Genomic DNA, 24,997 nt, shown 5'->3' on the forward strand with positions numbered 1-24,997 from the left:
CCTACTGGTCGAAAGGTGGCAGAAAAGTGCAGTGGACAAAGCTAAACGAAAAAACCGTGTACAAAAACCGCTGGTTCAGTGTGAATCTGGCCGATGTCGAACTTCCGGACGGCCGTCATCTGGACCACTTTCTGATCCGGCTGAGGGCCGTCGCCGTCGCGACCGCGGTCAACGAGTCCAATGAGGTGCTGATGCTCTGGCGCCACCGCTTCATCACCGACAGCTGGGGCTGGGAACTGGCGGCGGGGGTCGTCGAGGACGGCGAGGACGTCGAGACCGCGGCGGCCCGCGAGATGGAGGAGGAGACGGGCTGGCGCCCGGGTCCCCTGAGGCATCTGATGACGGTGGAGCCGTCCAACGGCCTCACCGACTCCCGCCACCATCTCTACTGGGCCGAGGGCGCCACCTACATCGGCCATCCCGAGGACGACTTCGAGTCCTCGCGCCGTGAGTGGGTGCCGCTGAAACTGATTCCCGGCATGATCGCGAGAGGCGAGATCCCGGCCGCCAATATGGCGGCCGGGCTGCTGATGCTCCACCATATGCGCCTGGGCTGACCGGGCGCGGGGGCCTTTGTCTCCACAACCGGGAGTGCAAAGGCCCCACCCGCCGCCGGCTGTCCGGCATTTCCGGTATCCACGGGCCGCGGGCGGAGGGGAAACGGCTCTCCGGGCGAACCGCGCCGTGAATTCCCGGCACCCGGTGAGGGCGCGAGGGCACGGAAAAGGAAGACGCGCACCGACGGGCAACGGTGCCAGGGGAATTGTTCCGGCGGGTTCCCTCGGATATCGGGCGGGATCCCGCCTGCCGCCGTCGTATCGGCGCCCGGGGCCCTGAGAGGACGGGTGGGGCCTCTGGAGCCGGGAAGTCTCGGGCGCCGGGAGGTCTCAGGAGGAGCGCGGTCTCAGGAGTACGGGTAGAAGCCCGACCCCGTCTTACGGCCGAGGCGCCCCGCGTCCACCATCCGCTGGAGCAGCGGGGGAGCGGCGTACAGGGGCTCCTTGAATTCCGCGTACATCGAGTCGGCGACCGAGGCGACGGTGTCCAGGCCGATCAGATCGGAGAGCTTCAGCGGGCCCATGGGGTGGGCGCAGCCCAGCTCCATGCCGTTGTCGATGTCCTCTCGGCTGGCGATGCCCGACTCGAACATCCGGATCGCCGAGAGGAGATACGGAATGAGGAGGGCGTTCACGACGAAGCCGGAGCGGTCCTGGGCGCGGATGGCGTGCTTGCCGAGCAACTGCGCCACCACGGCCTCGGAGCGCTTGACCGTCTCGTCGGACGTCGTCAGCGCCGGGATCAGCTCGACCAGCTTCTGCACGGGGGCCGGGTTGAAGAAGTGGATACCGATCACCTGGTCGGGCCGCGAGGTCGCGACGGCCAGCTTCACCAGGGGGATGGACGAGGTGTTGGAGGCGAGGATCGCGTCGGGCCGGGTGACCACCTGGTCGAGCACCTGGAAAATCTCGGTCTTGACCTGCTCGTTCTCCACCACGGCCTCGATGACGAGATCACGGTCGGCGAACTCCCCGAGGTCCGTGGTGAAGCTCAGCCGCTCCAGGGCCGCGTCACGCTCCGCCTCGGTGATCTTGCCGCGCTCGGCCGCCTTCGAGAGGGAGTTGAAGAGCCGGGTCCGGCCGATCTCCAGGGCCTCACCCGTCGTCTCGGCGACCTTCACCTCCAGGCCGCTGCGGGCACACACCTCCGCGATGCCCGCGCCCATCTGGCCACAGCCCACCACTCCGACGCGTGCAATGTCGGCCATTGAGTCCGTCACCTCGTGCCTTTCGCTGTTTCCGTGCGGGAATCCCGTAAGGTTCCGGCGCCCGCCTCGACCCCACGACGTTACTCCGGGTGCGGAGGGAGGAGACGCCCAGGGCGGGCGCGCTGTGCGGACACAGCGACCGGCATTGCGAACGTATCGCCAGAATCCAGAACATGGAGCGGAACATGGGATTTATCGGTCGAATGGGGAGTATGGGCAGAAGGAGGGTGCTGATGGCGGGGGCGGGGGCGCTGGCCGGGCTGGCGACCGCCGGTGACGCGGCGGCCCACCCCGAGAGCGGCCGGCGTGCCGAGCGCCGGGAGTTCCGCGGGATGTGGCTGGCCACCGTCGCCAACCGCGACTGGCCGTCCAAGCCCGGCCTCACGGCCGCCCGGCAGCGTACGGAACTCCTCGCCCATCTCGACACGGCCGTCGCCCGCCGGCTGAACACGGTCGTCTTCCAGGTACGGCCGTCGGCGGACGCCCTGTGGCCCTCCCCGTACGAACCCTGGTCGCGCTCCCTCACCGGCGTCCAGGGCGGGGACCCCGGCTGGGACCCGCTCGGCACGGCCGTGGCGGAGGCCCGCCGCCGGGGGCTCGCGCTGCACGCCTGGTTCAACCCGTACCGCGTCGCCTCCCACACCGATCCCTCCCTGCTCGCCGAGGGGCATCCGGCCAGGGAGAACCCGCACTGGGTGCTCCCGTACAACGGGAAGCTGTACTACAACCCCGGCCTGCCGGAGGTCCGCGCCTTCGTCCGGACGGCGATGCTCGACGCCGTACGCCGCTACGACATCGACGGTGTCCACTTCGACGACTACTTCTACCCCTATCCCGCGGCGGGAGAGACCTTCGACGACGCCGACGCCTACGCGCGCCACGGCGCGGGCTTTGCCGACCGGGCGTCCTGGCGGCGCGACAACATCGACCGGCTGATCCGCGAGATGTCGGAGGGCGTCAAGGAGACGAGGCCGGGAGCCGCCTTCGGCGTCAGCCCCTTCGCGGTCTGGCGCAACGCCTCCACCGATCCGCTCGGCTCCGACACCCGCGCGGGTGTGCAGACCTACGACGATCTCCACGCCGACACCCGCTCCTGGGTCACGAAGGGCTGGATCGACTACATCGTCCCGCAGATCTACTGGAACATCGGCTTCGCCGCCGCCGACTACGCCAAACTGCTGCCCTGGTGGGACGATCTCGTCCGCGGTACGGGGGTCGACCTCTATATCGGCGAGGCCCTCTACAAGGCCGGCGATCCCGCGCAGGCCGCGCCCTGGCGGGACCCGGCCGAACTCTCCCGCCATCTGACGCTGGCCCGCACCTACGGCTCGGTCCGCGGCCACTGCTTCTTCTCCGCCAAGGAGGTCGCCACGGACCGGATCGGCGCTATGGCGCGGGTGGTGGCCGACCACTACCCCGCCAGGGCCCTGCCGCCCGCCTGACCCGCCCGCCACCCGTGCAGAGCCGGGACCGGCCGGGCGGGCCGGTCCCGGGAGCGGTGGTCAGGCGTGTTCGTGCGGCCTGACGACGGTGTCGGGGCCGGGGGAGACCAGGGCTTCGTGCCCGTCGTCGTCGAAACGGACGCGGTAGGGGGGATCACCCTTGCGCCCCAGCACCTCGACGACCTCGGCGGTCCGGTCGTGCTGTCCCACGGTCCTGCCGTGCACCAGCAGCTTGTCGCCCACGTTCGCATGCATCGGGAGTGACCTCCTCGAAGCGGGTTTCCGTTGTTCCGAGTCTACGACCGTGAGGCTCCCGGGGCCCGCGCCGGGCCTTCGGCCACGGCCATGGGGCTCTCCGGCCCGGGTCCGGGCCCGGCTGCGTCCCGGGACGTACGAGCGGATGTACGAGCGGTGGGGTGCCGGGCGTGAGAGCGCCCGGTCTCACGCCCTCGCCCGCTGCGTCACCGCGATACACACCAGGACCCCCGCCGCGGCCACCGGTGCCGCCGGGGACAGCCGCTCCCCGAGCAGCGCCACCGACCACACGAGCGTCAGCAGCGGCTGTGCGAGCTGCAACTGGCTCGCCCGGGCGATCCCGATCGACGCCATGCCCCGGTACCACACGTACAGCCCGAAGAACGTCGACCCGGCGGCCACCCACACCAGCCCCGCCACGCCCTGCCCGGTCAGCCGTACGGGCTCGTACGCCAGGCTCACCGCCGCCCCCGCCGTCGCCACGGGCAGACACAGGACCAGCGCCCAGCCGACCACCTGCCACCCCGGCATCTGCGCGGCCAGCCGCCCGCCCTCGGTGTAGCCCGCCGCGCACACCAGCAGCGCGCCGAAGAGATACAGATCCGCGCGCTGGAGCCCCCCGCCGCTCCCCGACACCGTGAACGCGATCACCACCGCCGCCCCGGCGAGCGCGGCCACCCAGAACGTACGCGAGGGCCTGCGACCGGTGCGTACGGCCGCGAAGACGGCGGTCGTCAGGGGCAGCAGCCCCACCACCACCGCCGCGTGGGACGTCGTGGAGGTCTGGAGCGCCAGCGTCGTCAGCAACGGGAACCCGACGACCACACCACCGGCGACGACCGCGAGGGACCCCCAGTGGCGGCGCTTGGGCGGCCGCACCCGCAGGGCCAGCAGAAATCCGCCGGCGATCAGTGCCGCGAGCACACTCCGCAGCGCCACCAGCGACCAGGGCCCGAAGGATTCCAGCCCCCAGACCGTGGACGGGAACGTCAGCGAGAAGGCGATCACGCCCAGCGCGGCGAGCAGGGTGCCGCCACCGGTCGCGGGGCCGACCGCTACTGGGGAGGTGTGAGTAGCGCTATCCTGTACTGTCATGCAGGAGCGTAGCAGTGTGCAGGAGCTGGCGGATTCTCTGAAGCGAGAGCTTCACCGCTACTCACCCGGAGGGAAGCTGCCGTCGAGCCGTGCGCTCGTCGAGCGCTACCGCGTCTCCCCGGTGACCGTCTCCCGTGCGCTCGCCCGCCTCACCGCCGAGGGGCTGGTCGTCACCCGCCCCGGCGCCGGTGCCTTCCGTGCCCCGCCCCGCCCCGCACCCCCGGCCGCCGGGGACACCTCCTGGCAGGAGGTCACCCTCAGCGCGTCCGTCGCGGGCGAACTCGTACCGCGCACCGTGGACGCCTCCGGGGTGCTCGCCACCCTCGCCGCGCCGCCGCCGGGAGTCGTCGAGTTCAACGGCGGCTATCTGCACCCGTCCCTCCAGCCCGAGCGCGCGATGGCCGCCGCCCTGGCCCGGGCGGGCCGCCGCCCCGGAGCCTGGGGGCGCCCGCCCGCCGAGGGCCTGCCCGAACTGCGCGAGTGGTTCGCCCGCGATCTCGGCGACCACATCACCGCCGCCGATGTACTGATCACCGCCGGCGGCCAGTCCGCCCTGGCCACCGCCCTGCGCGCACTCGCCCCGCCCGGCGCGCCCGTCCTGGTCGAGTCACCCACCTACCCCGGCATGCTCGCCATCGCCCGTGCGGCGGGACTGCGTCCCGTCCCCGTGCCCGTGGACGGCCAGGGTGTACGGACGGAACTGCTCGCCGACGCCTTCGGGGCCACCGGAGCCCGGGTCTTCATCTGCCAGCCCGTCTTCCAGAACCCGACCGGCACCGTCCTCGCCCCCGCCCGCCGCGCCGAGGTGCTGCGGATCGCCCGGGTCGCCGGGGCCTTCGTCGTCGAGGACGACTTCGCGCGACGGCTGGTGCACGCGGACGCGGGGCCGCCGCCCGGAGCCCTCGCCGCGGACGACCACGACGGTGTCGTCGTCCATGTCGGCTCACTGACCAAGGTGACCTCGCCCAGCCTGCGGGTGGGCATGCTCGCGGCCCGCGGCCCCGCGCTGGAGCGGCTGCGCGCCATCCACGTCGTCGACAGTTTCTTCGTCGCCCGCCCGCTTCAGGAAGCCGCCCTGGAACTCGTCGGCGCCCCCGCCTGGAGCCGTCATCTGCGCACGGTGGCCGCCGCGTTGCGGGACCGCAGGAACGCCCTGACGGGGGCTCTGCTGAGCGGGCTGCCGGAACTGTCCCTGCCGTACATCCCGTCCGGCGGCCACCATCTGTGGCTGCGGCTGCCCGACGGAGCCGACGAGGGCGGGCTGCTCTCCGCCGCCCTGCGCGCGGGTGTGGCGCTCGCTCCGGGCCGCCCGTACTTCTCGGCGGAGCCCCCTGCCGGACATATCCGGCTCAGCTTCGCCGGAGTGGCGGGTATCACCGAACTCGCGGAGGGCGTGCGCCGGTTGCGTACGGCGTGTGACGAGGTGCTGGTCCGCGGGGGTTCCGGTCCCCGCCCGGGACGGTCCGTGGCGTGACCGTCCGGGAGGCGCGCGCTCCGCCCCGCCCGGGGTGGGCGATCTGTCCCTTGACCGGTACGGCTCCTCCCGCTCACCATCGCGCCATGAACGTTCGGATCACGCTGGTGGCTGCCGCTCGCAGCTCCTCACTGCTCGCCGAGCGCTTCGACGACGACCGGTCGCTCGATCAGGCCGGATGGTACGAGGTGCAGCTCGCCGCCCATGCCCTCGTACCGCTCAACGCCGCCGAACTGCGGTACTGCTCGCCGACCGTCCGCAGCCGCGCGACCGCCCAGGCGCTCGGCTTTGCCCCGATGGCACAACCCGACCTGCGCGACTGCGACATGGGCCGCTGGCGCGGCTCCACCCTCGCGGAGGTCACCGCACGCGAGCCGGGCGCGGTCGACGTCTGGCTCGCCGACCCGTGCTCGGCACCGCACGGAGGCGAGTCCCTCCTGTCGTTCATCGGGCGCATAGGGGGCTGGCTCGACACCCGGCCCGCATACGACGGCGGCTCCGTCGTCGCCGTCGCCGAACCCGCGGTCGTACGGGCGGCGTTGGTGTACGCGCTCCAGGCGCCGCCGACCTCGTACTGGAACGTGGACGTCCGCCCGTTGTCCACGGTGGTCCTCAGCGGGGGGTCGGGCTACTGGAACCTGTGCCTCCAGACCGCTGCCTAGGCGGGGTGCGGGTGCTTCGGAGTGCCGGGCTGTACGCCCGGGGGAGTTGCGGCGTGCGGCTCCGGGCGGTCCGGGGGCCGTAGCGGGGAGCCCGCCGTCACTCCGGGGCGGCGGCGGCCCTTCTGGCCCTGCGGTGGGCGGCGACACGTTCGCGGGTGGCGCACCGCCGTGAGCAGTAGCGGCGCACCGGCCCGCTGCCCTGGGTGAGGAAGACGTTCCGGCAGGCGGATGAGGCGCACACCCCGCCGGGCGGACGCTGCCGGTCCCAGACGAGGACGGTCAGCGCCAGACACGACGACGCGAGGAGCCACTCACCCCACGGGGCGTCGTCGTCGCTGTCGAGATGCGGGTGCCAGGGCGAGGCTCCGTGGTGCGAGCTGAGCCGCAGCCGTCCGGTGTTCTCCGGGAGCAGCGTGTTGAGCATTTCGGCCGCCTCGCCGGTGCTCCGCGCCGCGAACACCTCGCGCAGCTTCCCGGCGGCCGTACGCATCTCGGTGACATCCCGGCTCGACACCCGGAGGCGGCCGGTCTCGCCGTGCGCGCGCAGTACGCCGGCGATGGCCTCCGGATCCGGATCCGGGGCTTGATCCGGTGCTTGATCTGGGGCTCGGTCCGGGGCCTGGTCCGGGCCGGGGTAGGGGGCCGGGTCCCCGCCGGTCAGGGCGTTGACGAGGGCCGCGGTCCGCGCGGCGACGGCCTGCACCGAGTGCCGGGCCGACCAGCCGCTGTCGGAGGTGCCGTGTTCATCACGATGTTCGTCACGATTCGCCATGCCGCCTGCTGTGCCGTCCGCCGTGCCTCTTGTTGTCGCCACGGCCCGAATGTAACGCATCTGGTGAAGGTTTGAGTTACCTGCGTAACGTGATCGCCATGCGGGAGCGTTACGGATGGTGGAGTTACGCCGTCGGGGCGGCGGCGGCCCGGACCGGTGACGAGATGTCGGGCCCCGCCCTGATGCTGACCGCCCTCGCCGTCACCGGTTCGGCGGTCGCGGCCTCCTCGCTGCTCGCGGGCATCACGGTCGCGGCGGCGGCCGGCGGCCCGCTCTTCGGGGTGCTCCTGGACCGTGCCCCGAACCCCGGACGACTGCTCGCGGCGGCACTCGCCGGGTACGGCACGGCCCTGCTGGTGATCCTCTTCGCCCTGGGCCGGCTCCCTGTCGCCTTCACGGTCGTCCTCGCGGTCCTCGCGGGCCTGCTGGGTCCCGCACTGGCGGGCGGCTGGACTTCCCAGCTCCCGAGGGTCGTCCCGTCGCCGGGGCTCCCGCGCGCGAACGCACTCGACGCGATGACGTACAGCGCCGCCGGTCTGCTGGGGCCGGCCGCGGCGGGCGCCGCCGCCCATCTCGCGGGGGCGGCGGCGGGGGTGGTGATGTCGGCCGCCCTGATCGGGCTCGCCCTGCCGTCGGCGCTGGCGCTGCCGGGGCGGGGTGGGGGCGGGGAGACGGGTGCTGCCCGTGGGACCGGGTGGGATTCGTTGAGGGGGACAGGCCCAGGTGCGTCGAGCCGGACCCGGCGCGGGGCGGTTCCGGAGTTCGAGGGGGACCCTCCCGTGTCCGGTGCGCGTCCGGCGGGGGCCGCACCGGCCTCCGGAGCGCCGGACCGGGCGGGTCCTCCCTCAGTGAGCGGCGCCGGAGCCACGGTGACCCGTGGCGGAGCCGCGCCGGCTCCCGGCCGGGGCGTGGGACTGCTCGGTGGAGGCACCGGGCTTCCCGTCGCGGGCGGAGCGTCGCCCGCCTGGGGCACAGGGCTTCCCGGCACACCCGGGCCGGAGCAGGCGGCCCTCAGCGAGGTATCCGGATCGGCGCCGAGCGACGTGTCCGGATCAGCGTCGAGCGAGGTGTCCGGGGCGGTCCCGCTCCCGGCTCCGAGCCCCTCCCTCCGCGCCGAACTCGCCGCCGGGTTCCGGGCCATCGCGGGAATACGGCCCCTGGCCCGGGCGACCGCGGCCTCGACCGTCTCCTGCGCGGGCCAGGGCATGTTCGTCGCCTGTGCTCCCCTGCTGGGTGAGCGTGCCCTCGGTGGGGCGGGGCAGGGCACGGTCCTGCTCTCCGGCGTCGCCGTGACCGCGCTCGCGGCGAACGCGGTGCTCGCCCGTCGCCCCCGGCTACTGAGCCCGGACACGGTCGTCGGATGGAGCACCGTCGTCCTCGCCGTGGCTCTCGCCCTCACGGCGACGGCCCACCCGGTCCTGCTGGCCGTCGCCGTCGTCCTCATCGGCATGGGTGAGGGCCCACAGCTCACCGCGCTGTTCGCGATCCGCCACCGGGAGGCCCCCGAGCGGCTGCGCGCCCGGATCTTCACCACCGGCGCGAGCCTCAAGATCACGGGGTTCGCGGTCGGCGCGGCCGCCGCGGGCCCGCTGGCCGTCCGCTCCCTGCCCGGCGCCCTGCTGAGCGCCGCGGCCCTCCAGCTGCCGGCGGCACTGTGCTGCGTTCCCCGGCCCACCGCGCAGCGACCCCGGGGAGCCCGTTGACACGGGTGGAGGCGCGAAGGCGACGGGTAGCCGTCGTCACCCGACTCCGATACCACCGCCGGCTGTCCGTGCCCGGCACCCGGGGTCCCTGCCCGCGCCGGTTCCCGGCAAGAGCGTGCGGGACCCCGGCACAAGCAGGGGCGGACGTACGGACACCTCCTTCCCGCCGCTCCCACGACGAGCAGCCGCTCGGGCGACGGGCCACCGCTCGGGCGACCGTCCGCCCGACCGGAGGCAGTCACGTCAGGCGCGGACCGCCGATGTCAGTGGCGGCAGGCATGATCGGATGTCAGCGCCCGCTCCGACGGGGCGCCTTGGACCGGGCGAGGGGACTGGGAGGGGGTTCGCGGTGAAGACGCTGCTCAGCGGAGACGCGCACGTTCACTACGGCCAGATCTATGTGGAGAGCGACCCGGAGGGTGAGGGGCTCGACCTCGACGACGCCTTCGCGGGCCAGGCCGCCGGACTGTGCGGCGCGGCGATCGAGGGCGCCTTGTGGCTGACGACCGGGCTCCACACCGGGCACGTGGGATTCACGGTCGAACTCCACGAGACCCGGCCACCGTACGACGACGCCTGGGAGGAGATCGTGGAGGCGCCGTTCACCCCCGCGTCCGACGACACCTGCCTTGTGGAGTGGGCGGGGGGAAGCATCCTGGAACTGGGGCTCGGCCGGGGCGATTACCGGGTGCGGTACTGCGCCACGGGTATGGACGCGGGCAGGGCCGCGGACACCCGCCTGGAAGGCGAGCCCCCAATGGACCGCTACCTGCTCCAGTTCTGGCCGGGCCCGCCGGCCCCGGCCCGGGTGCTGAAGCAGACCGGCGACATCGCCGCCTACTGGCACCGGTGGGCCCGTGAACTCCCGCCTCCGCCGCCGCCCGAGGCCGTCGCCGAGCGCAAGCGCCTCGCCGCGCTGGAGAGCGAGGAGGAGACCCGCCGGGTGCTGCTGGAAGCCGAGCGGCTGCACTGGGGCGGGCGGCCCCCGAGCCGGAGACTGCGGGCCGTCGAGGAGAGCGCGCTGGGGCTGCTGGCGCTCGACCCCGGTCTCGTCCACCGTATCGACGCGGCGGACAGGGTGCTCCAGAGCACCGTCGCCCGCCTCGCGGCCCGCCGTGCCTGCGTCCGGGCCGGGTTGGGGGAGGCGGAGTGGCTCGTCCCGGCGCTCGAAGCGCTCGACGGCGGCCGGCGGCCGCCTCCTCCGTTCGACGATCCGGACCGTGTGTGGGAACTCCTCGAGAGCGACCCCCGGCTGCCGGATTCCCCGGTGGTCTCACCGCGCGGCGATCTGCCCCGCCTCTCGCAGCCGCATATGGCGATATCCGCCGTCCTCGGCGCGGCGGAGGCCGATCCGCTGCGGGCCGCGCTCGCCGCCGTCCATGCCGCCGCGTACACCTACGGCGGCGACCACCGCACGATCCTCGACGAGATCCACGCACTGCTTCCGGAGCCGAAGCCCGGCTGAAACACACCGGCGCCGTACCGGCCGGTGCCCGTACCTCAATTGGAGCCCGTACGCAGGCCGGGCCCGTACGCCGTCCGCCGGAGCCCTGTCCGCGCCGGGACCGTACTGCCGACGGATCCGGGCCCGGCCCTGAGGCCCCTCACCCGTGCGTGCACGACACCCCCGGACCACCTCCGTGGAGGGTCCCCGATGGCCGGTGCCGCCCCGCCGGGCCCCGGGTCCGCCCGGGTCCTACGGCCGGTGGACCCGCAGATGCGTCACTTCGTACGACATCTCCGAGACATCCGGGCGGGGAGCCGGGTGGTAACGCCCGGCGCAGACGGACAGGTTGACGATGAGATACGCCCGCCAGCGCCGCCCCACTCCCCGCCGATCGGCGAAGGCCCGCTCGCCGTTGACCCACCACACCACCGAGCGCGCACCGAACTCCACACGCAGATCCACCCAGCCACCCGGTTGGATCGAGGGGTTCCGGTAGTAGTGGTAGCCGCCTCTGACCCGGTTCGACAGCTCCAGCAGATCCGGATTGTCCGGGTGGTACTCAAAGACGTCGATCTCCTGGTCCCCGTCCAGCCAGGTCCAGATCGCCGGCCAGGCGCCGACCGCCTCGGGCAGCCGCACCCGGGTCTCCAGCACATCCCCGGCGCGCACCATGAACCCCTCGTCGCTGCCCTCCGTGGTCAGCAGCCCCGCGTCCCATCTGCCGTCCCCGCGCCGGGTGGCCCGGAAGACACCGGTACGGCTGTACGAGGGGTCCTCCACCAGATAGTCGAGCTTGTTGTCCCCGGGGTTGACCGGCCCGCCGCCGGGATAGGCCCAGGACCGCCCGGCAGCCCACTGGGCGGCCGAGCCGAAGTCCGCGTCGAGAACCAAGCCCCGCGCCCCCGGCGCCCGTACCACCCCGCCCCCACTGCTGCCCCGCCCGGCACCACCGCCGAGCCGTGCCGCCTGCCGTGTGAACCAGGCGAGAACGTCGGTGAGCATGTCGCTCCTTTCGCAAGGGGCGAATTCCCCGGAGCCGTTTTCTGCCCACTCGCAGGCGGCACAAGCGGGAACCCCTGCGCAAGGTGAGGCATTCATCACGCACGGCGACGGGCGCCGGCCCGGCGCACGCACACTCCCGCGTCCGCGGACCCCGCCGACTCCCTTCGGCGGGCGGGGCGGTTCGGGCCGCCGCGCCCACTCGCCGGATGGAGTGCCCGGGCCGTCGGCATCCCGCTCGGGCATGATTGCATAAAAGTGCGGCGATGCGTATAGTCATGCCATCAATGAGGAGGTTCGATGGCGGTACGGGCAGCAGTGGCAGGTGCGAGCGGATACGCGGGCGGAGAGCTTCTCCGGCTGCTCCTCGTGCACCCCGGTGTGGAGATCGGCGCGCTCACGGCCAACACCAACGCGGGGCAGACGCTCGGCAGCCTCCAGCCGCATCTGGTGCCGCTCGCGGACCGGGTGCTCCAGCCGACCACGGCCGAGGTGCTCGCCGGGCACGACGTCGTCTTTCTCGCGCTCCCGCACGGGCAGTCCGCGGCCGTCGCCGAGCAGCTCGGGGACGAGGTCCTCGTCGTCGACATGGGCGCCGACTTCCGGCTCGCCAACGCGGCCGACTGGGAGAAGTTCTACGGCTCCCCGCACGCCGGGACCTGGCCCTACGGGCTCCCCGAGCTGCCGGGCGCCCGAGCGGCGCTGGCGGGGACCCGCCGTATCGCCGTGCCCGGCTGCTACCCCACCGCCGTCTCGCTCGCGCTCTACCCGGCGTACGCGGCGGGGCTCGTCGAGCCCGAGGCCGTGATCACCGCGGCGTCCGGCACCTCCGGCGCCGGCAAGGCGCCCAAGCCGCATCTGCTCGGGTCCGAGGTGATGGGCTCCATGAGCCCGTACGGAGTCGGCGGCTCCCACCGCCACACCCCCGAGATGATCCAGAACCTGAGCGTGGCGGCGGGGGAGCCGGTCACCGTCTCCTTCACCCCCACCCTCGCGCCCATGTCCCGCGGCATCCTCGCCACCTGCTCCGCCCGGGCGAAGCCGGGCACCACCGCGCAGGACGTCCGGGCCGCGTACGAGAAGGCCTTCGCGGACGAGCCGTTCGTCCACCTCCTGCCGGAGGGCCGCTGGCCCGCCACCGCCTCCGTCCACGGATCGAACGCCGCCCAGATCCAGGTGGCGTACGACGGCACCGCCGGGCGGGTCATCGCGATCAGCGCCATCGACAATCTCACCAAGGGCACCGCCGGAGGTGCCCTGCAGAGCATGAACATCGCCCTCGGCCTCCCCGAGGACACCGGACTTTCCACGATCGGTGTGGCCCCGTGAACGCACACGGGACCACCGCGACAAAGGAGAAGCAGTGAGCGTCACCGCAGCGAAGGGATTCACGGCCGCGGGCATCGCCGCCGGAATCAAGGAGAACGGCAACCCGGACCTGGCCCTCGTGGTCAACACCGGTCCCCGCCGCGCCGCCGCGGGCGTCTTCACCTCCAACCGCGTCAAGGCCGCCCCCGTCCTGTGGTCCGAGCAGGTCCTCAAGGGCGGCGCGGTCACCGCCGTCGTCCTCAACTCCGGCGGAGCCAACGCCTGCACCGGCCCCCAGGGCTTCCAGGACACCCACGCCACCGCCGAGAAGGCCGCCGAGGTCCTCCCGGGCCACAGCGCGGGCGAGATCGCCGTCGCCTCCACCGGGCTGATCGGGCTGCTGCTCCCGATGGACAAGCTGCTCCCCGGCCTGGAGACGGCCGCGGGGGAGCTGTCCGAGCACGGCGGTGAGAAGGCCGCCATCGCCATCAAGACCACCGACTCCGTGCACAAGACCGCCGTCCACCAGGGCGACGGCTGGACCGTCGGGGGGATGGCCAAGGGCGCGGGTATGCTCGCCCCCGGCCTCGCCACCATGCTCGTCGTCCTCACCACCGACGCCGATGTGGACGGCCCCACCCTCGACCGGGCGCTCCGGGACGCCACCCGCGTCACCTTCGACCGGGTCGACTCCGACGGCTGTATGTCCACCAACGACACCGTGCTGCTGCTCGCCTCGGGAGCGGCGGGCACCACCCCGGCGTACGACGACTTCGCCGCCGGGGTCCGGGCCGTCTGCGACGACCTCGCCCGCCGGCTCATCGGGGACGCCGAGGGCGCCTCCAAGGACATCCGGATCGAGGTCGTGGGCGCCGCCAGCGAGGCCGACGCCGTCGAGGTCGGGCGCTCCATCGCCCGTAACAACCTCCTCAAGTGCGCCCTCCACGGCGAGGACCCCAACTGGGGCCGGGTGCTCTCCGCGATCGGAACCACCGGGGCCGTGTTCGTGCCCGACCAGCTGAACGTCGCCATCAACGGCGTCTGGGTCTGCAAGAACGGCTCCGTCGGCGAGGACCGGGCCCTGGTCGACATGCGCTTCCGCGAGGTGAGGATCACGGCCGATCTCTCCGCCGGGACCGAGTCCGCGGTGATCTGGACCAATGACCTCACCGCCGACTACGTCCACGAGAACAGCGCGTACAGCTCATGACCGACACCAAGGGCGGGACCCGGAAACACACCGCGCTGCCCAAGGCACGGATCCTCATCGAGGCGCTGCCCTGGCTGACCCGGCACAACGGCCGGATCGTCGTCGTCAAGTTCGGCGGCAACGCCATGATCGACGAGGACCTCAAGGCCGCCTTCGCCCAGGACGTCGTCTTTCTGCGCCAGGCCGGCCTCAAACCGGTCGTCGTCCACGGCGGCGGCCCGCAGATCAGCGCGCAGCTCGATCTGCACGGCCTGGAGAGCGAGTTCAAGGCGGGTCTGCGGGTCACCACACCCGAGGCGATGGACGTCGTACGGATGGTGCTGGCCGGACGGGTGCAGCGCGAGCTGGTCGGGCTGCTCAACGAGCACGGCCCGCTCGCCGTCGGCCTCACCGGTGAGGACGGGCACACCATCACCGCCACCCGGCACCGGCCGACCATCGACGGGGAACGCGTCGACATCGGCCGGGTCGGCGAGATCAGCGCGATCGACACGGGTGTCATCGAGGCGCTCCTGGACGACGGGCGCATCCCCGTCGTCTCCTCGATCGCCCGCGCCGAGGACGACGGGCACATCTACAACGTCAACGCGGACACGGCCGCCGCCGCGCTCGCGGCGGCCCTGGGCGCGGAGACCCTGATGGTCCTCACCGACGTCGAGGGCCTGTACGAGGACTGGCCCCACAGCGACGAGGTGATCAGCAGGCTCACCGCGAGCCAGCTGGAGAAGCTGCTGCCCGATCTCTCCAGCGGCATGGTGCCCAAGATGGAGGGCTGTCTGTACGCCGTACGCAACGGTGTGAACACCGCCCGGGTCATCGACGGCCGGGTGCCGCACTCCATCCTGCTGGAGATCTTCACCGACGACGGCGTCGGCACGATGGTCGTGCCCGACGGCCCCTCGGAATCCGAGGGAACTCAGGGGGAATGATGAGCAATCAGGAACTCGTCCGGCGCTGGCAGGACGTGATGACCGACAACTACGGCACCCCCGGGCTCTCGCTGGTACGCGGCGAGGGTGTCACGGTCTGGGACGCCGACGGCACCGCCTACACCGACTTCGTCGGCGGTATCGCGGTCAACGCGCTCGGCCACGCCCACCCGGCCGTCGTCGAGGCCGTCTCCCGCCAGATCGCGTCCCTCGGCCATGTCTCCAACCTCTACATCTCCGAGACGCCCCTCGCGCTCGCCGAGCGGCTGATCCAGCTCGCGGGCCGCCCCGGCCGGGTCTTCTTCTGCAACTCCGGCGCCGAGGCCAATGAAGCCGCCTTCAAGATCGGGCGGCTGACGGGCCGTCGGCACATGGTCGCCACCCACGGCGGCTTCCACGGCCGGACCATGGGCGCGCTGGCGCTCACCGGCCAGCCGGACAAGCAGGAACCATTCTTCCCGCTGCCGGGCGAGGTCACCCATGTGCCCTACGGAGACGCCGAGGCGCTGCGCGCGGCCGTCACCGAGGAGACCGCGCTGGTCGTCGTCGAGCCCGTCCAGGGTGAGAACGGCGTGGTCGTGCCGCCCAAGGGGTATCTGACGGCCGCCCGGGAGATCACCCGCGCCACCGGCACCCTGCTCGTCCTCGACGAGGTCCAGACCGGCATCGGGCGTACGGGCCACTGGTTCGCGGCCCAGGCCGAGGGCGTTGAGGCCGATGTCATCACCCTCGCCAAGGCGCTCGGCGGCGGGCTGCCGCTCGGCGCGACCCTCGTCTTCGGCGAGGCGGCCGGGCTGCTGAAGCCCGGTCAGCACGGCACCACCTTCGGCGGCAACCCCGTCTCGTGCGCCGCCGGGCTCGCCGTTCTGGACACACTGGCGGCCGGTGGAGTACTCGACGAGGTCAAGCGGCTCGGGGAGAAGATCCGCGATGGCGTCGAGGCCCTGGGGCACCCGCTCGTCTCCCATGTCCGCGGTGCGGGCCTGCTGCTGGGTATCGTGCTCAACGAGCCGCTCGCGCCCCAGGTGCGGCAGGCGGCTCAGAGCGCCGGGTTCCTGGTGAACGTCCCGGCTCCCGATGTCGTACGGCTGATGCCGCCGCTGAACATCGGCGAGGCGGCCGTGGACGCGTTCATCGCGGCACTGCCCGGCGTTCTCGACACCGCGGCCGGAGCCGGTGGCGGGCGCGCCGCCGGAGGTCCGGACGCCGTCGGCGCGAACACCAGTGCCGCGAGCACCAGTGGCACGAACGCCAGTGGCACGAACGCCAGCGGCGGGAACACCGGCGGCGAGAATTCCGGTGGTACGAACGTCAGCGGTACGAACGTCAGCGGTACCAACGGGGAAGGACGAACCGGGGAATGAGACGACGATGACCGAGGCGCAGGAGACCGAACACGGGGGGCCCGCCGTCCCGCAGACCCGGATGGCCCGCCACCGCCGGATCGTGGACATCCTCAACCGCAAGCCGGTGCGCTCCCAGAGCCAGCTGGCCAGGCTGCTCGCCGACAGCGGACTGACCGTCACTCAGGCCACGCTCTCGCGCGACCTCGACGAGCTGGGCGCGGTGAAGATCCGCAACACCGGCGGTGAGCTGATCTACGCGGTGCCCAGCGAGGGAGGCTTCCGGACCCCGCAGGCCCCGCTCGGGGAGTCCGCCAAGGAGGAGCGGATGCGCCGCCTCTCCGGTGAGCTGCTGATCTCCGCGGAGGCGTCCGCCAATCTGGTGGTGCTGCGGACGCCCCCGGGGGCGGCCCAGTTCCTCGCCTCGGCCATCGACCAGGCCGAACTGCACGACATCCTCGGCACCATCGCCGGGGACGACACCGTGCTGCTGATCAGCCGGGACCCCATGGGCGGCCAGGCCCTCGCGGACCATCTGCTGCGGCTGGCGCAGAACGACCGCTAGCGCCCTGGCCGGAAGGTCGGGCCGGTGAAACGTTTCCGGTCGCAGCACCGGCAGCGGACGGCCACCGGGCGGGGGCGCGGTGATACGGATTCCGTAGCACCGCGCCCCCGCCCGTTCCCGTATGCCCCTGTGCCCGCTCCCGCAAGTCCCCGTCCGTACCGGATGGCCGTACCGGATGTCCGTCCGTGCCAGGTGTCAGTCCGTGCGCGCCGGAAGCGGCAGCGGCAGGGCCGGGAGGCCGTCCAGGCTCACCCCGACGTGCTCCTTCTTCTCGCAGTACGCGGCGAACTCCTCGTCCGACTTGCGGCCGAAGTGCTCCGCGTGCTGGGTGCGCTCCTCCCGGTAGTCCATGAACGGGACGGCGAACCCGCAGGCGTCGCTGATCCTGTGCGCGCGGACGACGACGATCGCCCGGGCACCCGGTCCGTCGGCGTCCTCGAAGCGGCCGATGAGGTTCCCCCAGCGCGGGTCGTCACGGAAGACGGCCTCCCCGCTGCCGTGCACCCGCAGCACCTTGGGCGGACCGGTGAAGGCGCACCACATCAGGGTGATGCGGCCGTTCCCCTCCTCGCGCAGATGGGCGATGGTCTCCGCACCGCTGCCCCCGAAGTCGAGATAGGCGAGGGTCCGGTCGTCGATCACGGCGAGGGTGCCGCGCCGGCCCTTGGGGGAGAGGTTCACATGGCCGTCGGCGGCCAGTGGCGCGGTGGCGGTGAAGAAGACGGGCTGCTGCTCGATGAATGCGCGGATACGGCCCTCTATGCGTGCGTAGCGCTGTCCCATACACGCAAGTATCCGGTACGGGCGGTTTCCGGCCCCGGCCCGCGGTCGCACAGGGGCCGCCGGGGAACCCCGGGGGAGCGGCGTTGACGAAACATGCGAACCGATGCATACTTATGCCATCACCGAATGCACCGTAAGGAGAATCCCGTGACCGAGCGCGTCGTACTCGCCTATTCGGGCGGTCTGGACACCTCCGTCGCCATCGGCTGGATCGCCGAGGAGACGGGCGCCGAGGTCATCGCCGTTGCCGTGGACGTCGGCCAGGGCGGCGAGGACCTGGACGTCATCCGCAAGCGCGCGCTCGCCTGCGGTGCCGTCGAGGCCGAGGTCGCGGACGCGAAGGACGAGTTCGCCGACGAGTACTGCCTCCCGGCGATCAAGGCCAATGCCCTCTACATGGACCGCTACCCGCTGGTGTCCGCCCTCTCCCGGCCCACCATCGTCAAGCACCTGGTTGCCGCCGCCCGCAAGCACGACGCCGGCATCGTCGCCCACGGCTGCACCGGCAAGGGCAACGACCAGGTCCGCTTCGAGGCGGGCATCTCCGCGCTCGGCCCCGACCTGAAGTGCATCGCTCCCGTCCGGGACTACGCGATGACCCGGGACAAGGCGATCGCCTTCTGCGAGGAGAAGCAGCTCCCGATCGCGACCACCAAGAAGTCGCCGTACTCCATCGACCAGAACGTCTTCGGACGGGCCGTCGAGACCGGCTTCCTGGAGGACATCTGGAACGCGCCGATCGAGGACATCTACGAGTACACCTCCAACCCGGCCGAGCCCCGCGAGGCCGACGAGGTCGTCATCTCCTTCAAGCAGGGCGTGCCGGTCGCCATCGACGGCAAGCCCGTCACCGTCCTCCAGGCGATCCAGCAGCTCAACGAGCGCGCGGGCGGCCAGGGCATCGGCCGGATCGACATGGTCGAGGACCGGCTCGTCGGCATCAAGTCCCGTGAGGTGTACGAGGCCCCGGGCGCGATCGCGCTGATCACCGCCCATCAGGAGCTGGAGAACGTCACCGTCGAGCGCGAGCTGGCCCGCTACAAGCGGCAGGTCGAGCAGCGCTGGGGCGAGCTGGTCTACGACGGCCTGTGGTTCTCCCCGCTCAAGCGCGCCCTCGACGGCTTCATCAACGAGGCCAACCAGCATGTCACCGGCGACATCCGGATGACCCTGCACGGCGGCCGTGCCGTCGTCACCGGCCGGAAGTCCGAGGAGTCGCTGTACGACTTCAACCTGGCGACGTACGACTCGGGCGACACGTTCGACCAGTCGAAGGCGCAGGGCTTCATCGAGATCTTCGGCCTCTCGTCGAAGATCGCGGCGAAGCGCGACCTGGCCGGCTGAGAGCCTTCCGCTTCCGGCCGAGCCGACCCCCTTCCGGCGGAGTCCGGAGGCGGGGCGGCTCGGGCCTCACCGGGCCCGTCGCCCGGCGGGCCCGGACCCGGTCCGGCCGGCCCGATGTGATACGCGTACGACAGCGGCCTCCCCGTTCCTTCGCGCCGGGGAGGCCGCGGCACATCCACCTCCTGAGGAGTTCGAGCTGTGAGCAGCAACAACGGTGACGTCCGGCTCTGGGGCGGCCGGTTCGCCGACGGTCCGGCCGAGGCGCTGGCGAAACTCTCCGCGTCGGTCCACTTCGACTGGCGGCTCGCGCCGTACGACATCGCCGGATCCCGTGCCCACGCCCGGGTGCTCCACAAGGCGGGCCTGCTCACCGAGGACGAACTGACCCGGATGCTCGCCGGGCTCGACCGGCTCGAAGCGGTGGTGGCCGACGGCACCTTCACCGGCACGATCGCAGACGAGGACGTGCACACCGCGCTGGAACGGGGCCTCCTGGAGATCCTCGGCCCCGACCTCGGGGGCAAGCTGCGCGCGGGCCGCTCCCGCAACGACCAGGTCGCCACCCTCTTCCGGATGTATCTGCGCGACCACGCCCGGATCATCGGCGGGCTGATCGCCGAACTCCAGGACGCGCTGGTGTCTCTCGCCGAGGCCCACCCGGAGGTCGCCATGCCGGGCCGTACGCATCTCCAGCACGCCCAGCCCGTGCTCTTCGCCCACCATGTGCTCGCCCACGCGCAGTCGCTGTCCCGGGACGCGGAGCGGCTGCGGCAGTGGGACGAGCGCACCGCCGTCTCGCCGTACGGCTCCGGCGCGCTCGCCGGGTCGTCCCTCGGGCTCGACCCGGAGGCGGTCGCGGCCGACCTCGGCTTCGAGCGCGGCTCCGCGGGCAACTCGATCGACGGCACGGCCTCGCGCGACTTCGTGGCGGAGTTCGCGTTCATCACCGCGATGATCGGGGTGAATCTCTCCCGGATCGCGGAGGAGATCATCATCTGGAACACGAAGGAGTTCTCCTTCGTCACCCTGCACGACGCCTTCTCCACCGGCTCCTCGATCATGCCGCAGAAGAAGAACCCGGACATCGCCGAGCTGGCGCGGGGCAAGTCCGGCCGGCTCATCGGCAATCTCACGGGCCTGATGGCGACGCTGAAGGCCCTGCCCCTGGCGTACAACCGCGATCTCCAGGAGGACAAGGAGCCGGTCTTCGACTCCTGCGACACCCTTGAGGTGCTGCTGCCCGCGTTCACCGGGATGATGGCCACGCTGACCGTGCACCGGGAGCGGGTGGAGGAGCTGGCCCCGGCGGGCTTCTCGCTGGCGACGGACATCGCGGAGTGGCTGGTCAAGCAGGGTGTGCCGTTCCGGGTCGCGCACGAGGTCGCGGGCGGGTGCGTCAAGGAGTGCGAGGAGCACGGGATCGAGCTGGACCAGCTCACCGACGAGCAGTTCGCCAAGATCTCCGGGCATCTGACCCCGGAGGTCCGTACGGTCCTGAATGTGCCGGGCGCCCTCGCCTCCCGCAGCGGGCGCGGCGGGACCGCCCCTTCGGCGGTGGCCGTCCAGCTGGCCGAGGTGAAGGCCGATCTGGCCGTCCAGCACGCCTGGGCCGCCGCCAAGGGGTAGCCGCCCGTCTCGCGGGCCGAGGGTCGGGGGCCGTGCGGCCGGAATCCCGCCCGGTCCGTCCACCCGCCGTGCCGCGGGGACGCCGGGGCGCGTCCCCGTACGGGAGTCACCTCCGCTGCGCGACCGAACGCGCCGGACGCCGGAACTCCGGCGTCCGGCGCCGTCGTGACCAGGCGGCCTACAGCGCCGCCGCCCACTCCGCCAGCGCGTCGAAGTCCGGCCGGGTCAGCCCGATCCGGGGGTCGACCCGCAGCAGCCGGGCGTCGGCGAGGTGTTCCCGGTCCACGTACTCGCGGTCCGCGTCCGTGATCTCGTCGTCGATCCAGGCGAACGGCCGCCCCATCGCGTACCGCAGGATGTACTGCGTCTTCCAGAAGGTGGCGCGCGGCGCCGCTCCGTGCATCACGGGCCAGGAGATGTACGGCAGCTCCGGCAGTCCCAGCCGGGGGCCGATCCAGACGTTCGCCTCCGCCTCCCAGGTCGTCGCCCACACCAGCTCATAGCGGTCGGCGAGCGCCAGCAGCTCCCCGCCATGGGTCGGGTCGAGCCACACCCGCAGGGGCCTGCGGTCCGTCCAGCCGGCGGGGCGCATGCGGTAGGTCAGATACCCCTCGGGCCGGCGCTCCGGCCGTGCGGCGTACGGATTCAGCGGTCCGTCGACATCGATCAGCAGCAGCGGCTTCATCGGCACATCTTTCCCTTTCGAGGCGTGTGAGGTCCCCTCCCCGTGATGAGGGTCGGGGTCTGTTACGAGGCGGCAACCGACGCCGTTCCCCGCTCGGCCGGGCCCCTTCGAGGCCGTCTCCCCGTGCCTTGGTGAGCCGGGGCGGTATCTGGTGAGACATTGATGTCTCATATAGGTTATGCTCGTCTCATGTCAGTCGATCGTGAGCAGGTTCTGCGGGCCGCCGGCGCCCTTCTCTCCCGTAAGGCCACCGCGACCATGGACGAGGTCGCCAGGGCCGCGGGGATCGGCCGGGCCACCCTGCACCGGCACTTCGCCGGGCGGGACAGCCTGGTGCGGGCGCTGGAGGACTTCGGGCTCCGTGAGTTCGAGGCGGCCATCGCGGCCGCCCGGCTCGACGAGGGCAGCGCGTCCGACGCCCTGCGCCGGCTCATCGCCGAGTCCGAGCCCTGTGCCGGACTGCTCGCCTTCCTCATCACCGAGAACCAGCTCTTCGAGGGCGCGGACGTCAACCAGGGCTGGGCCAGGGTCGACGGCAGCGTCTCCGCGCTCGTCCAGCGGGGCCAGGAGCAGGGCGTCTTCCGGATCGACCTGACGGCCGCCTGGATCACCGAGGCCCTGTACGGGCTCATCAGCTCGGGCGCCTGGAGCGTGCAGTCCGGCCGGGTGGCCGCCCAGGACTACCAGTACATGATCGCCGAGCTGCTGCTCGGCGGCGTCACACGACGGAGCGTGGAAAAATGACCGGGACCGCCCAGCTGACGAAGGAGACCGTCCGCGCGTCGGGCCGCTGGCTCGCGCTGGCCGCCCTCGTGCTGGCCGTGCTGCTCGTCGCGGTCGACGCCACGGTCCTCGGTCTGGCCACACCCTATCTGAGCGAGGACCTCCGGCCGAGCGGCACCCAGCTGCTGTGGATCGGCGATGTGTACTCGTTCGTCATCGCGGGTCTGCTGATCTCGATGGGCAGCCTCGGCGACCGTATCGGCCGCAAGAAGCTGCTGCTGACGGGTGCGGTCGCGTTCGGCGCGGTCTCGGTGCTCAACGCGTACGCCACCAGCCCCGAGATGATGATCGTCGCACGGGCGCTCCTCGGCGTCGCGGGGGCGACCCTGATGCCGTCCACGCTCGCCCTGATCCGCAATATCTTCCACGACCCCAGGGAACGCAGCATCGCCGTCGGCATCTGGGGCGCGGCGGCCTCCGCGGGCGCGGCGGTCGGGCCCGTCGTCGGCGGCTTCCTGCTGGAGCACTTCTGGTGGGGCTCGGTCTTCCTGATCAATCTGCCCGTGATGGCGGTCCTCGTCGTCATCGGCATCAAGCTGCTGCCCGAGTCGCGCAACCCGAACCCGGGTCCCTGGGACCTCCTCAGCGTCGGTCTCTCGCTGATCGGCATGGTCTCCGTCGTCTACGCGGTCAAGGAGACGGCGGTCCACGGCATCGCCGCGGGCTCGTCCGCGGCGGCTGTCGTCGGGATCGGCGCGCTGGTCTGGTTCGTACGGCGGCAGCTGACGCTGCCCTCGCCCCTGCTGGATGTACGGCTGTTCCACAACCGGGGCTTCTCCGGCGCGGTGCTGGCGGATCTGCTGACCATTCTCGGTCTCTCCGGGCTGGTCTTCTTCCTCTCGCAGTTCCTCCAGCTCGTCCAGGGGCGCTCACCCCTGGAGGCGGGCCTGATCGAGTTGCCCGCGGCGATCGGCGCGGTGGGCGCGGGTCTGCTGGCCGGGCTGCTCGCCCGGCGGTGGTCCGTACGCGGCACGGTCTCCTTCGGCCTGGGCGCGGTCGGTCTCGCCCTCGCGGCCTGCACGCTGCTGACGAAGGACACGGGAGTCCTGGCTCTGGGCCTCGCGCTGTTCATCGGCGGGCTCGGCGCCGGGCTCGCCTTCACGGTGACCGCGGACGTCATCCTCTCCAGCGTTCCCAAGGAGCAGGCCGGTGCGGCGTCGGCCGTCTCCGAGACGGCGTACGAACTGGGCGCGGCGCTCGGGATCGCGCTGCTCGGCTCGATCGTGACGGGGGTCTACCGGGGCTTCACGGTGCCCGAGGACGTCCCGGCGGGTGCGGCGGACGCGGCCCGTGACTCCCTCGGCGGCGCGGCGGAGGCGGCCCACGCCCTGCCCCAGGAACAGGCGGCCGCGCTGCTGACCTCGGCGCGGGACGCCTTCGCGGACGGTTTCCATGTCGCGGGCGCGGTGGGGTCCGTGGTCCTCTTCGCGACGGCGATCGCGGCGTGGTTCCTGCTCCGGGGCCAGCGCCTCGAATCCTCCCCGGACCACGCCTGAGCGCGTGCGCGCGTTTCGGGGGGTGCGGGTGCGGGTGCCTGTGCTTGGGGTGCCGGGGTGCGGGTCCTTGTCGGGCGACCGGTCTTGTACCTCGGGTCCGTCCTCAATCGCCGGACGGGCTGGTTGTCCGGGGCTGGGGAGGCATTTCAGCCCGGGTGTGTGGCGTCTTCCGGGCCGGGAGCGGCAATTCCAGCCTCTCCGGCGTTTGAGGAGCGGGGTTCGGGGCGGAGCCCCGACAAGGTGCGGGCGTGGCCGGGCTCCTTGGGCCCAGGCGTCCTGGTGCCTTACGGGTGGGGGTGCCCGGAATCAGCCTCTCCGGCGTTTGAGGAGCCGGGTCCGGGGGCGGAGCCCCGGCACGGGCCCTCACCGGGGGAGGAGACGAGAGACGTGCCCCCCGGGCAGACGCCCCCGGCTACGGGAAGCCGGAAGCCCGGGGATCCGGAGGGCCCAGACAACAGGGCCCCGGTGCTCGGGACCCCTGGTTGCCCGGGCGGAGCCCAGAAGCGGCCCGAGAAGTCAGGCCGCCTCCTTCGCCTTCGTGGCGTAGATGTCCACATACTCCTGCCCCGACAGCGCCATCACCTCCGCCATCACCGAGTCCGTCACCGCCCGCAGCACATAGCGGTCCCGGTCCATGCCCTCGTACCGCGAGAACTCCAGCGGCTCACCGAAGCGGATCGTCACCCTTCCCGGCCGCGGCAGCCCCGTACCGCCCGGCTGGAGCTTGTCCGTGCCGATGACGGCGAAGGGCACGACCGGCGCCCCGGTCATCAGGGTGAGCCGGGCGATCCCGGTCCGCCCCCGGTACAGCCGCCCGTCGGGGGAGCGCGTGCCCTCGGGGTAGATGCCGAAGATCCGCCCCCTCTCCAGCACCCGCCGACCCGTCATCAGCGCGGCCACCCCGCCGTTGGCACCGTCGCGGTCCACCGGGATCATGCCGACACCCGTGAAGAACCACGCCATCAGCCGGCCCTTGAGGCCCTTGCCCGTCACATACTCGTCCTTGCCGATGAAGTAGACCGGCCGCGAGCACACCAGCGGAAGGATCATCGAGTCGATGAAGGTCAGATGGTTCCCGGCCAGAATGACGGCACCCGAGCCCGGAATGTTCTCGACGCCTTCCACCCGGGGACGGAACATCAGGCGCAGGATCGGTCCTAGAACGGCCTTGATGAGCGACAAGCGGGACAACGGGGCCTCCGACGGCGACCAGATGCGGTGAGGTCTGTGCAGGTGAGGACGATACTCGCGGCTCGGGCGTTGCCGCACATCGGGTTCACAGGGCATCAAGACCGTGTCGACAGGTGTTCG

The 24,997-nt window shown here is 72.1% G+C and carries 23 protein-coding genes; 15 read left to right on the forward strand and 8 right to left on the reverse strand.

Annotation, left to right across the window (positions count from 1 at the left end; all coding sequences use genetic code 11):
- The first annotated feature begins 26 nt into the window (after positions 1-26).
- Positions 27-557 carry an NUDIX hydrolase gene (locus ACIBCM_RS16525; protein ID WP_399243661.1) on the forward strand — a complete coding sequence of 177 codons (531 nt, stop codon included), beginning with the start codon at positions 27-29 and terminating at the stop codon, positions 555-557.
- A 347-nt stretch (positions 558-904) separates the two neighbouring features.
- Here the strand turns inward: ACIBCM_RS16525 and ACIBCM_RS16530 are convergent, their stop codons facing one another.
- On the reverse strand, positions 905-1,765 hold the full coding sequence (locus ACIBCM_RS16530; RefSeq protein ID WP_399243663.1) for a 3-hydroxybutyryl-CoA dehydrogenase: 861 nt from the start codon (positions 1,763-1,765) through the stop codon (positions 905-907).
- A 203-nt stretch (positions 1,766-1,968) separates the two neighbouring features.
- On the opposite strand from ACIBCM_RS16530, the gene ACIBCM_RS16535 reads away from it, so the two are divergent.
- Complete coding sequence (locus ACIBCM_RS16535) at positions 1,969-3,207, forward strand: glycoside hydrolase family 10 protein (RefSeq protein ID WP_399243891.1); 1,239 nt, start codon at positions 1,969-1,971, stop codon at positions 3,205-3,207.
- Positions 3,208-3,267: 60 nt separating this feature from the next.
- On the opposite strand, the gene ACIBCM_RS16540 is transcribed toward ACIBCM_RS16535, so the two are convergent.
- Entirely contained in the window at positions 3,268-3,462 is a 195-nt protein-coding gene (locus ACIBCM_RS16540) for a DUF1918 domain-containing protein (protein WP_399243665.1), read from the reverse strand.
- A gap of 186 nt (positions 3,463-3,648) precedes the next feature.
- The gene (locus ACIBCM_RS16545; RefSeq protein ID WP_399243667.1) at positions 3,649-4,557 is read right to left on the reverse strand and encodes a DMT family transporter; all 909 of its coding nucleotides are present in this window, start codon (positions 4,555-4,557) and stop codon (positions 3,649-3,651) included.
- On the opposite strand from ACIBCM_RS16545, the gene ACIBCM_RS16550 reads away from it, so the two are divergent.
- Positions 4,556-6,031, forward strand: coding sequence for a PLP-dependent aminotransferase family protein (locus tag ACIBCM_RS16550; protein WP_399243670.1), 1,476 nt, complete (start codon positions 4,556-4,558; stop codon positions 6,029-6,031). The two genes, ACIBCM_RS16545 and ACIBCM_RS16550, sit on opposite strands and share 2 nt — an antisense overlap.
- Positions 6,032-6,117: 86 nt before the next feature.
- Entirely contained in the window at positions 6,118-6,693 is a 576-nt protein-coding gene (locus ACIBCM_RS16555; protein ID WP_399243672.1) for a histidine phosphatase family protein, read from the forward strand.
- Positions 6,694-6,790: 97 nt separating this feature from the next.
- Here ACIBCM_RS16555 and ACIBCM_RS16560 read toward each other — a convergent pair whose 3' ends face one another.
- Positions 6,791-7,396: a CGNR zinc finger domain-containing protein gene (locus ACIBCM_RS16560; RefSeq protein WP_399243893.1), complete on the reverse strand. Its 606-nt coding sequence runs from the start codon at positions 7,394-7,396 to the stop codon at positions 6,791-6,793.
- Between the two features lie 140 nt (positions 7,397-7,536).
- On the opposite strand from ACIBCM_RS16560, the gene ACIBCM_RS16565 reads away from it, so the two are divergent.
- Both ACIBCM_RS16565 and ACIBCM_RS16570 read left to right on the forward strand, forming a co-directional pair.
- The gene (locus ACIBCM_RS16565) at positions 7,537-9,168 is read left to right on the forward strand and encodes an MFS transporter (RefSeq protein WP_399243674.1); all 1,632 of its coding nucleotides are present in this window, start codon (positions 7,537-7,539) and stop codon (positions 9,166-9,168) included.
- A 349-nt stretch (positions 9,169-9,517) separates the two neighbouring features.
- The gene (locus ACIBCM_RS16570; protein ID WP_399243676.1) at positions 9,518-10,633 is read left to right on the forward strand and encodes a hypothetical protein; all 1,116 of its coding nucleotides are present in this window, start codon (positions 9,518-9,520) and stop codon (positions 10,631-10,633) included.
- 231 nt (positions 10,634-10,864) lie between these two features.
- Here the strand turns inward: ACIBCM_RS16570 and ACIBCM_RS16575 are convergent, their stop codons facing one another.
- A complete protein-coding gene (locus tag ACIBCM_RS16575) occupies positions 10,865-11,617 on the reverse strand; it encodes a beta-glucanase (protein WP_399243678.1) in 753 nt (250 codons plus the stop codon).
- A gap of 297 nt (positions 11,618-11,914) precedes the next feature.
- Here ACIBCM_RS16575 and argC point away from each other — a divergent pair, with 297 nt between their 5' ends.
- From argC to ACIBCM_RS16600, 5 genes are read left to right on the forward strand one after another with little or no spacing between them, the layout of a single operon-like run.
- A complete protein-coding gene (argC, locus tag ACIBCM_RS16580) occupies positions 11,915-12,943 on the forward strand; it encodes an N-acetyl-gamma-glutamyl-phosphate reductase (protein ID WP_399243681.1) in 1,029 nt (342 codons plus the stop codon).
- Between the two features lie 34 nt (positions 12,944-12,977).
- Positions 12,978-14,132 (forward strand): bifunctional glutamate N-acetyltransferase/amino-acid acetyltransferase ArgJ, encoded by a 1,155-nt coding sequence (argJ, locus tag ACIBCM_RS16585; protein WP_399243683.1) that lies wholly within the window; start codon positions 12,978-12,980, stop codon positions 14,130-14,132.
- Entirely contained in the window at positions 14,129-15,061 is a 933-nt protein-coding gene (argB, locus tag ACIBCM_RS16590) for an acetylglutamate kinase (RefSeq protein WP_399243685.1), read from the forward strand. Before argJ ends, argB begins: the two co-directional genes overlap by 4 nt.
- Positions 15,061-16,425 (forward strand): acetylornithine transaminase, encoded by a 1,365-nt coding sequence (locus tag ACIBCM_RS16595; protein ID WP_399243895.1) that lies wholly within the window; start codon positions 15,061-15,063, stop codon positions 16,423-16,425. The genes argB and ACIBCM_RS16595 overlap by 1 nt, the downstream gene beginning before the upstream one ends.
- Positions 16,426-16,432: 7 nt before the next feature.
- Entirely contained in the window at positions 16,433-16,969 is a 537-nt protein-coding gene (locus ACIBCM_RS16600; protein WP_399243686.1) for an arginine repressor, read from the forward strand.
- Positions 16,970-17,164: 195 nt separating this feature from the next.
- Here the strand turns inward: ACIBCM_RS16600 and ACIBCM_RS16605 are convergent, their stop codons facing one another.
- Positions 17,165-17,752 (reverse strand): pyridoxamine 5'-phosphate oxidase family protein, encoded by a 588-nt coding sequence (locus ACIBCM_RS16605; protein WP_399243689.1) that lies wholly within the window; start codon positions 17,750-17,752, stop codon positions 17,165-17,167.
- Between the two features lie 147 nt (positions 17,753-17,899).
- Between ACIBCM_RS16605 and ACIBCM_RS16610 the strand changes: the two genes are divergently transcribed.
- Positions 17,900-19,096: an argininosuccinate synthase gene (locus ACIBCM_RS16610; protein WP_399243691.1), complete on the forward strand. Its 1,197-nt coding sequence runs from the start codon at positions 17,900-17,902 to the stop codon at positions 19,094-19,096.
- A gap of 198 nt (positions 19,097-19,294) precedes the next feature.
- A complete protein-coding gene (gene argH / locus ACIBCM_RS16615; protein ID WP_399243694.1) occupies positions 19,295-20,722 on the forward strand; it encodes an argininosuccinate lyase in 1,428 nt (475 codons plus the stop codon).
- A gap of 178 nt (positions 20,723-20,900) precedes the next feature.
- Here argH and ACIBCM_RS16620 read toward each other — a convergent pair whose 3' ends face one another.
- Complete coding sequence (locus ACIBCM_RS16620; RefSeq protein WP_399243696.1) at positions 20,901-21,407, reverse strand: HAD domain-containing protein; 507 nt, start codon at positions 21,405-21,407, stop codon at positions 20,901-20,903.
- A gap of 189 nt (positions 21,408-21,596) precedes the next feature.
- On the opposite strand from ACIBCM_RS16620, the gene ACIBCM_RS16625 reads away from it, so the two are divergent.
- Positions 21,597-22,151 (forward strand): TetR/AcrR family transcriptional regulator, encoded by a 555-nt coding sequence (locus ACIBCM_RS16625; protein WP_399243698.1) that lies wholly within the window; start codon positions 21,597-21,599, stop codon positions 22,149-22,151.
- The gene (locus tag ACIBCM_RS16630) at positions 22,148-23,686 is read left to right on the forward strand and encodes an MFS transporter (RefSeq protein ID WP_399243700.1); all 1,539 of its coding nucleotides are present in this window, start codon (positions 22,148-22,150) and stop codon (positions 23,684-23,686) included. The genes ACIBCM_RS16625 and ACIBCM_RS16630 overlap by 4 nt, the downstream gene beginning before the upstream one ends.
- A gap of 516 nt (positions 23,687-24,202) precedes the next feature.
- On the opposite strand, the gene ACIBCM_RS16635 is transcribed toward ACIBCM_RS16630, so the two are convergent.
- Positions 24,203-24,868, reverse strand: a complete 666-nt coding sequence (locus tag ACIBCM_RS16635; RefSeq protein ID WP_399243897.1) for a lysophospholipid acyltransferase family protein — start codon at positions 24,866-24,868, stop codon at positions 24,203-24,205.
- Positions 24,869-24,997 lie beyond the last annotated feature (129 nt).

Source organism: Streptomyces sp. NPDC051018 (assembly GCF_044456085.1).
Taxonomy (GTDB): domain Bacteria; phylum Actinomycetota; class Actinomycetes; order Streptomycetales; family Streptomycetaceae; genus Streptomyces.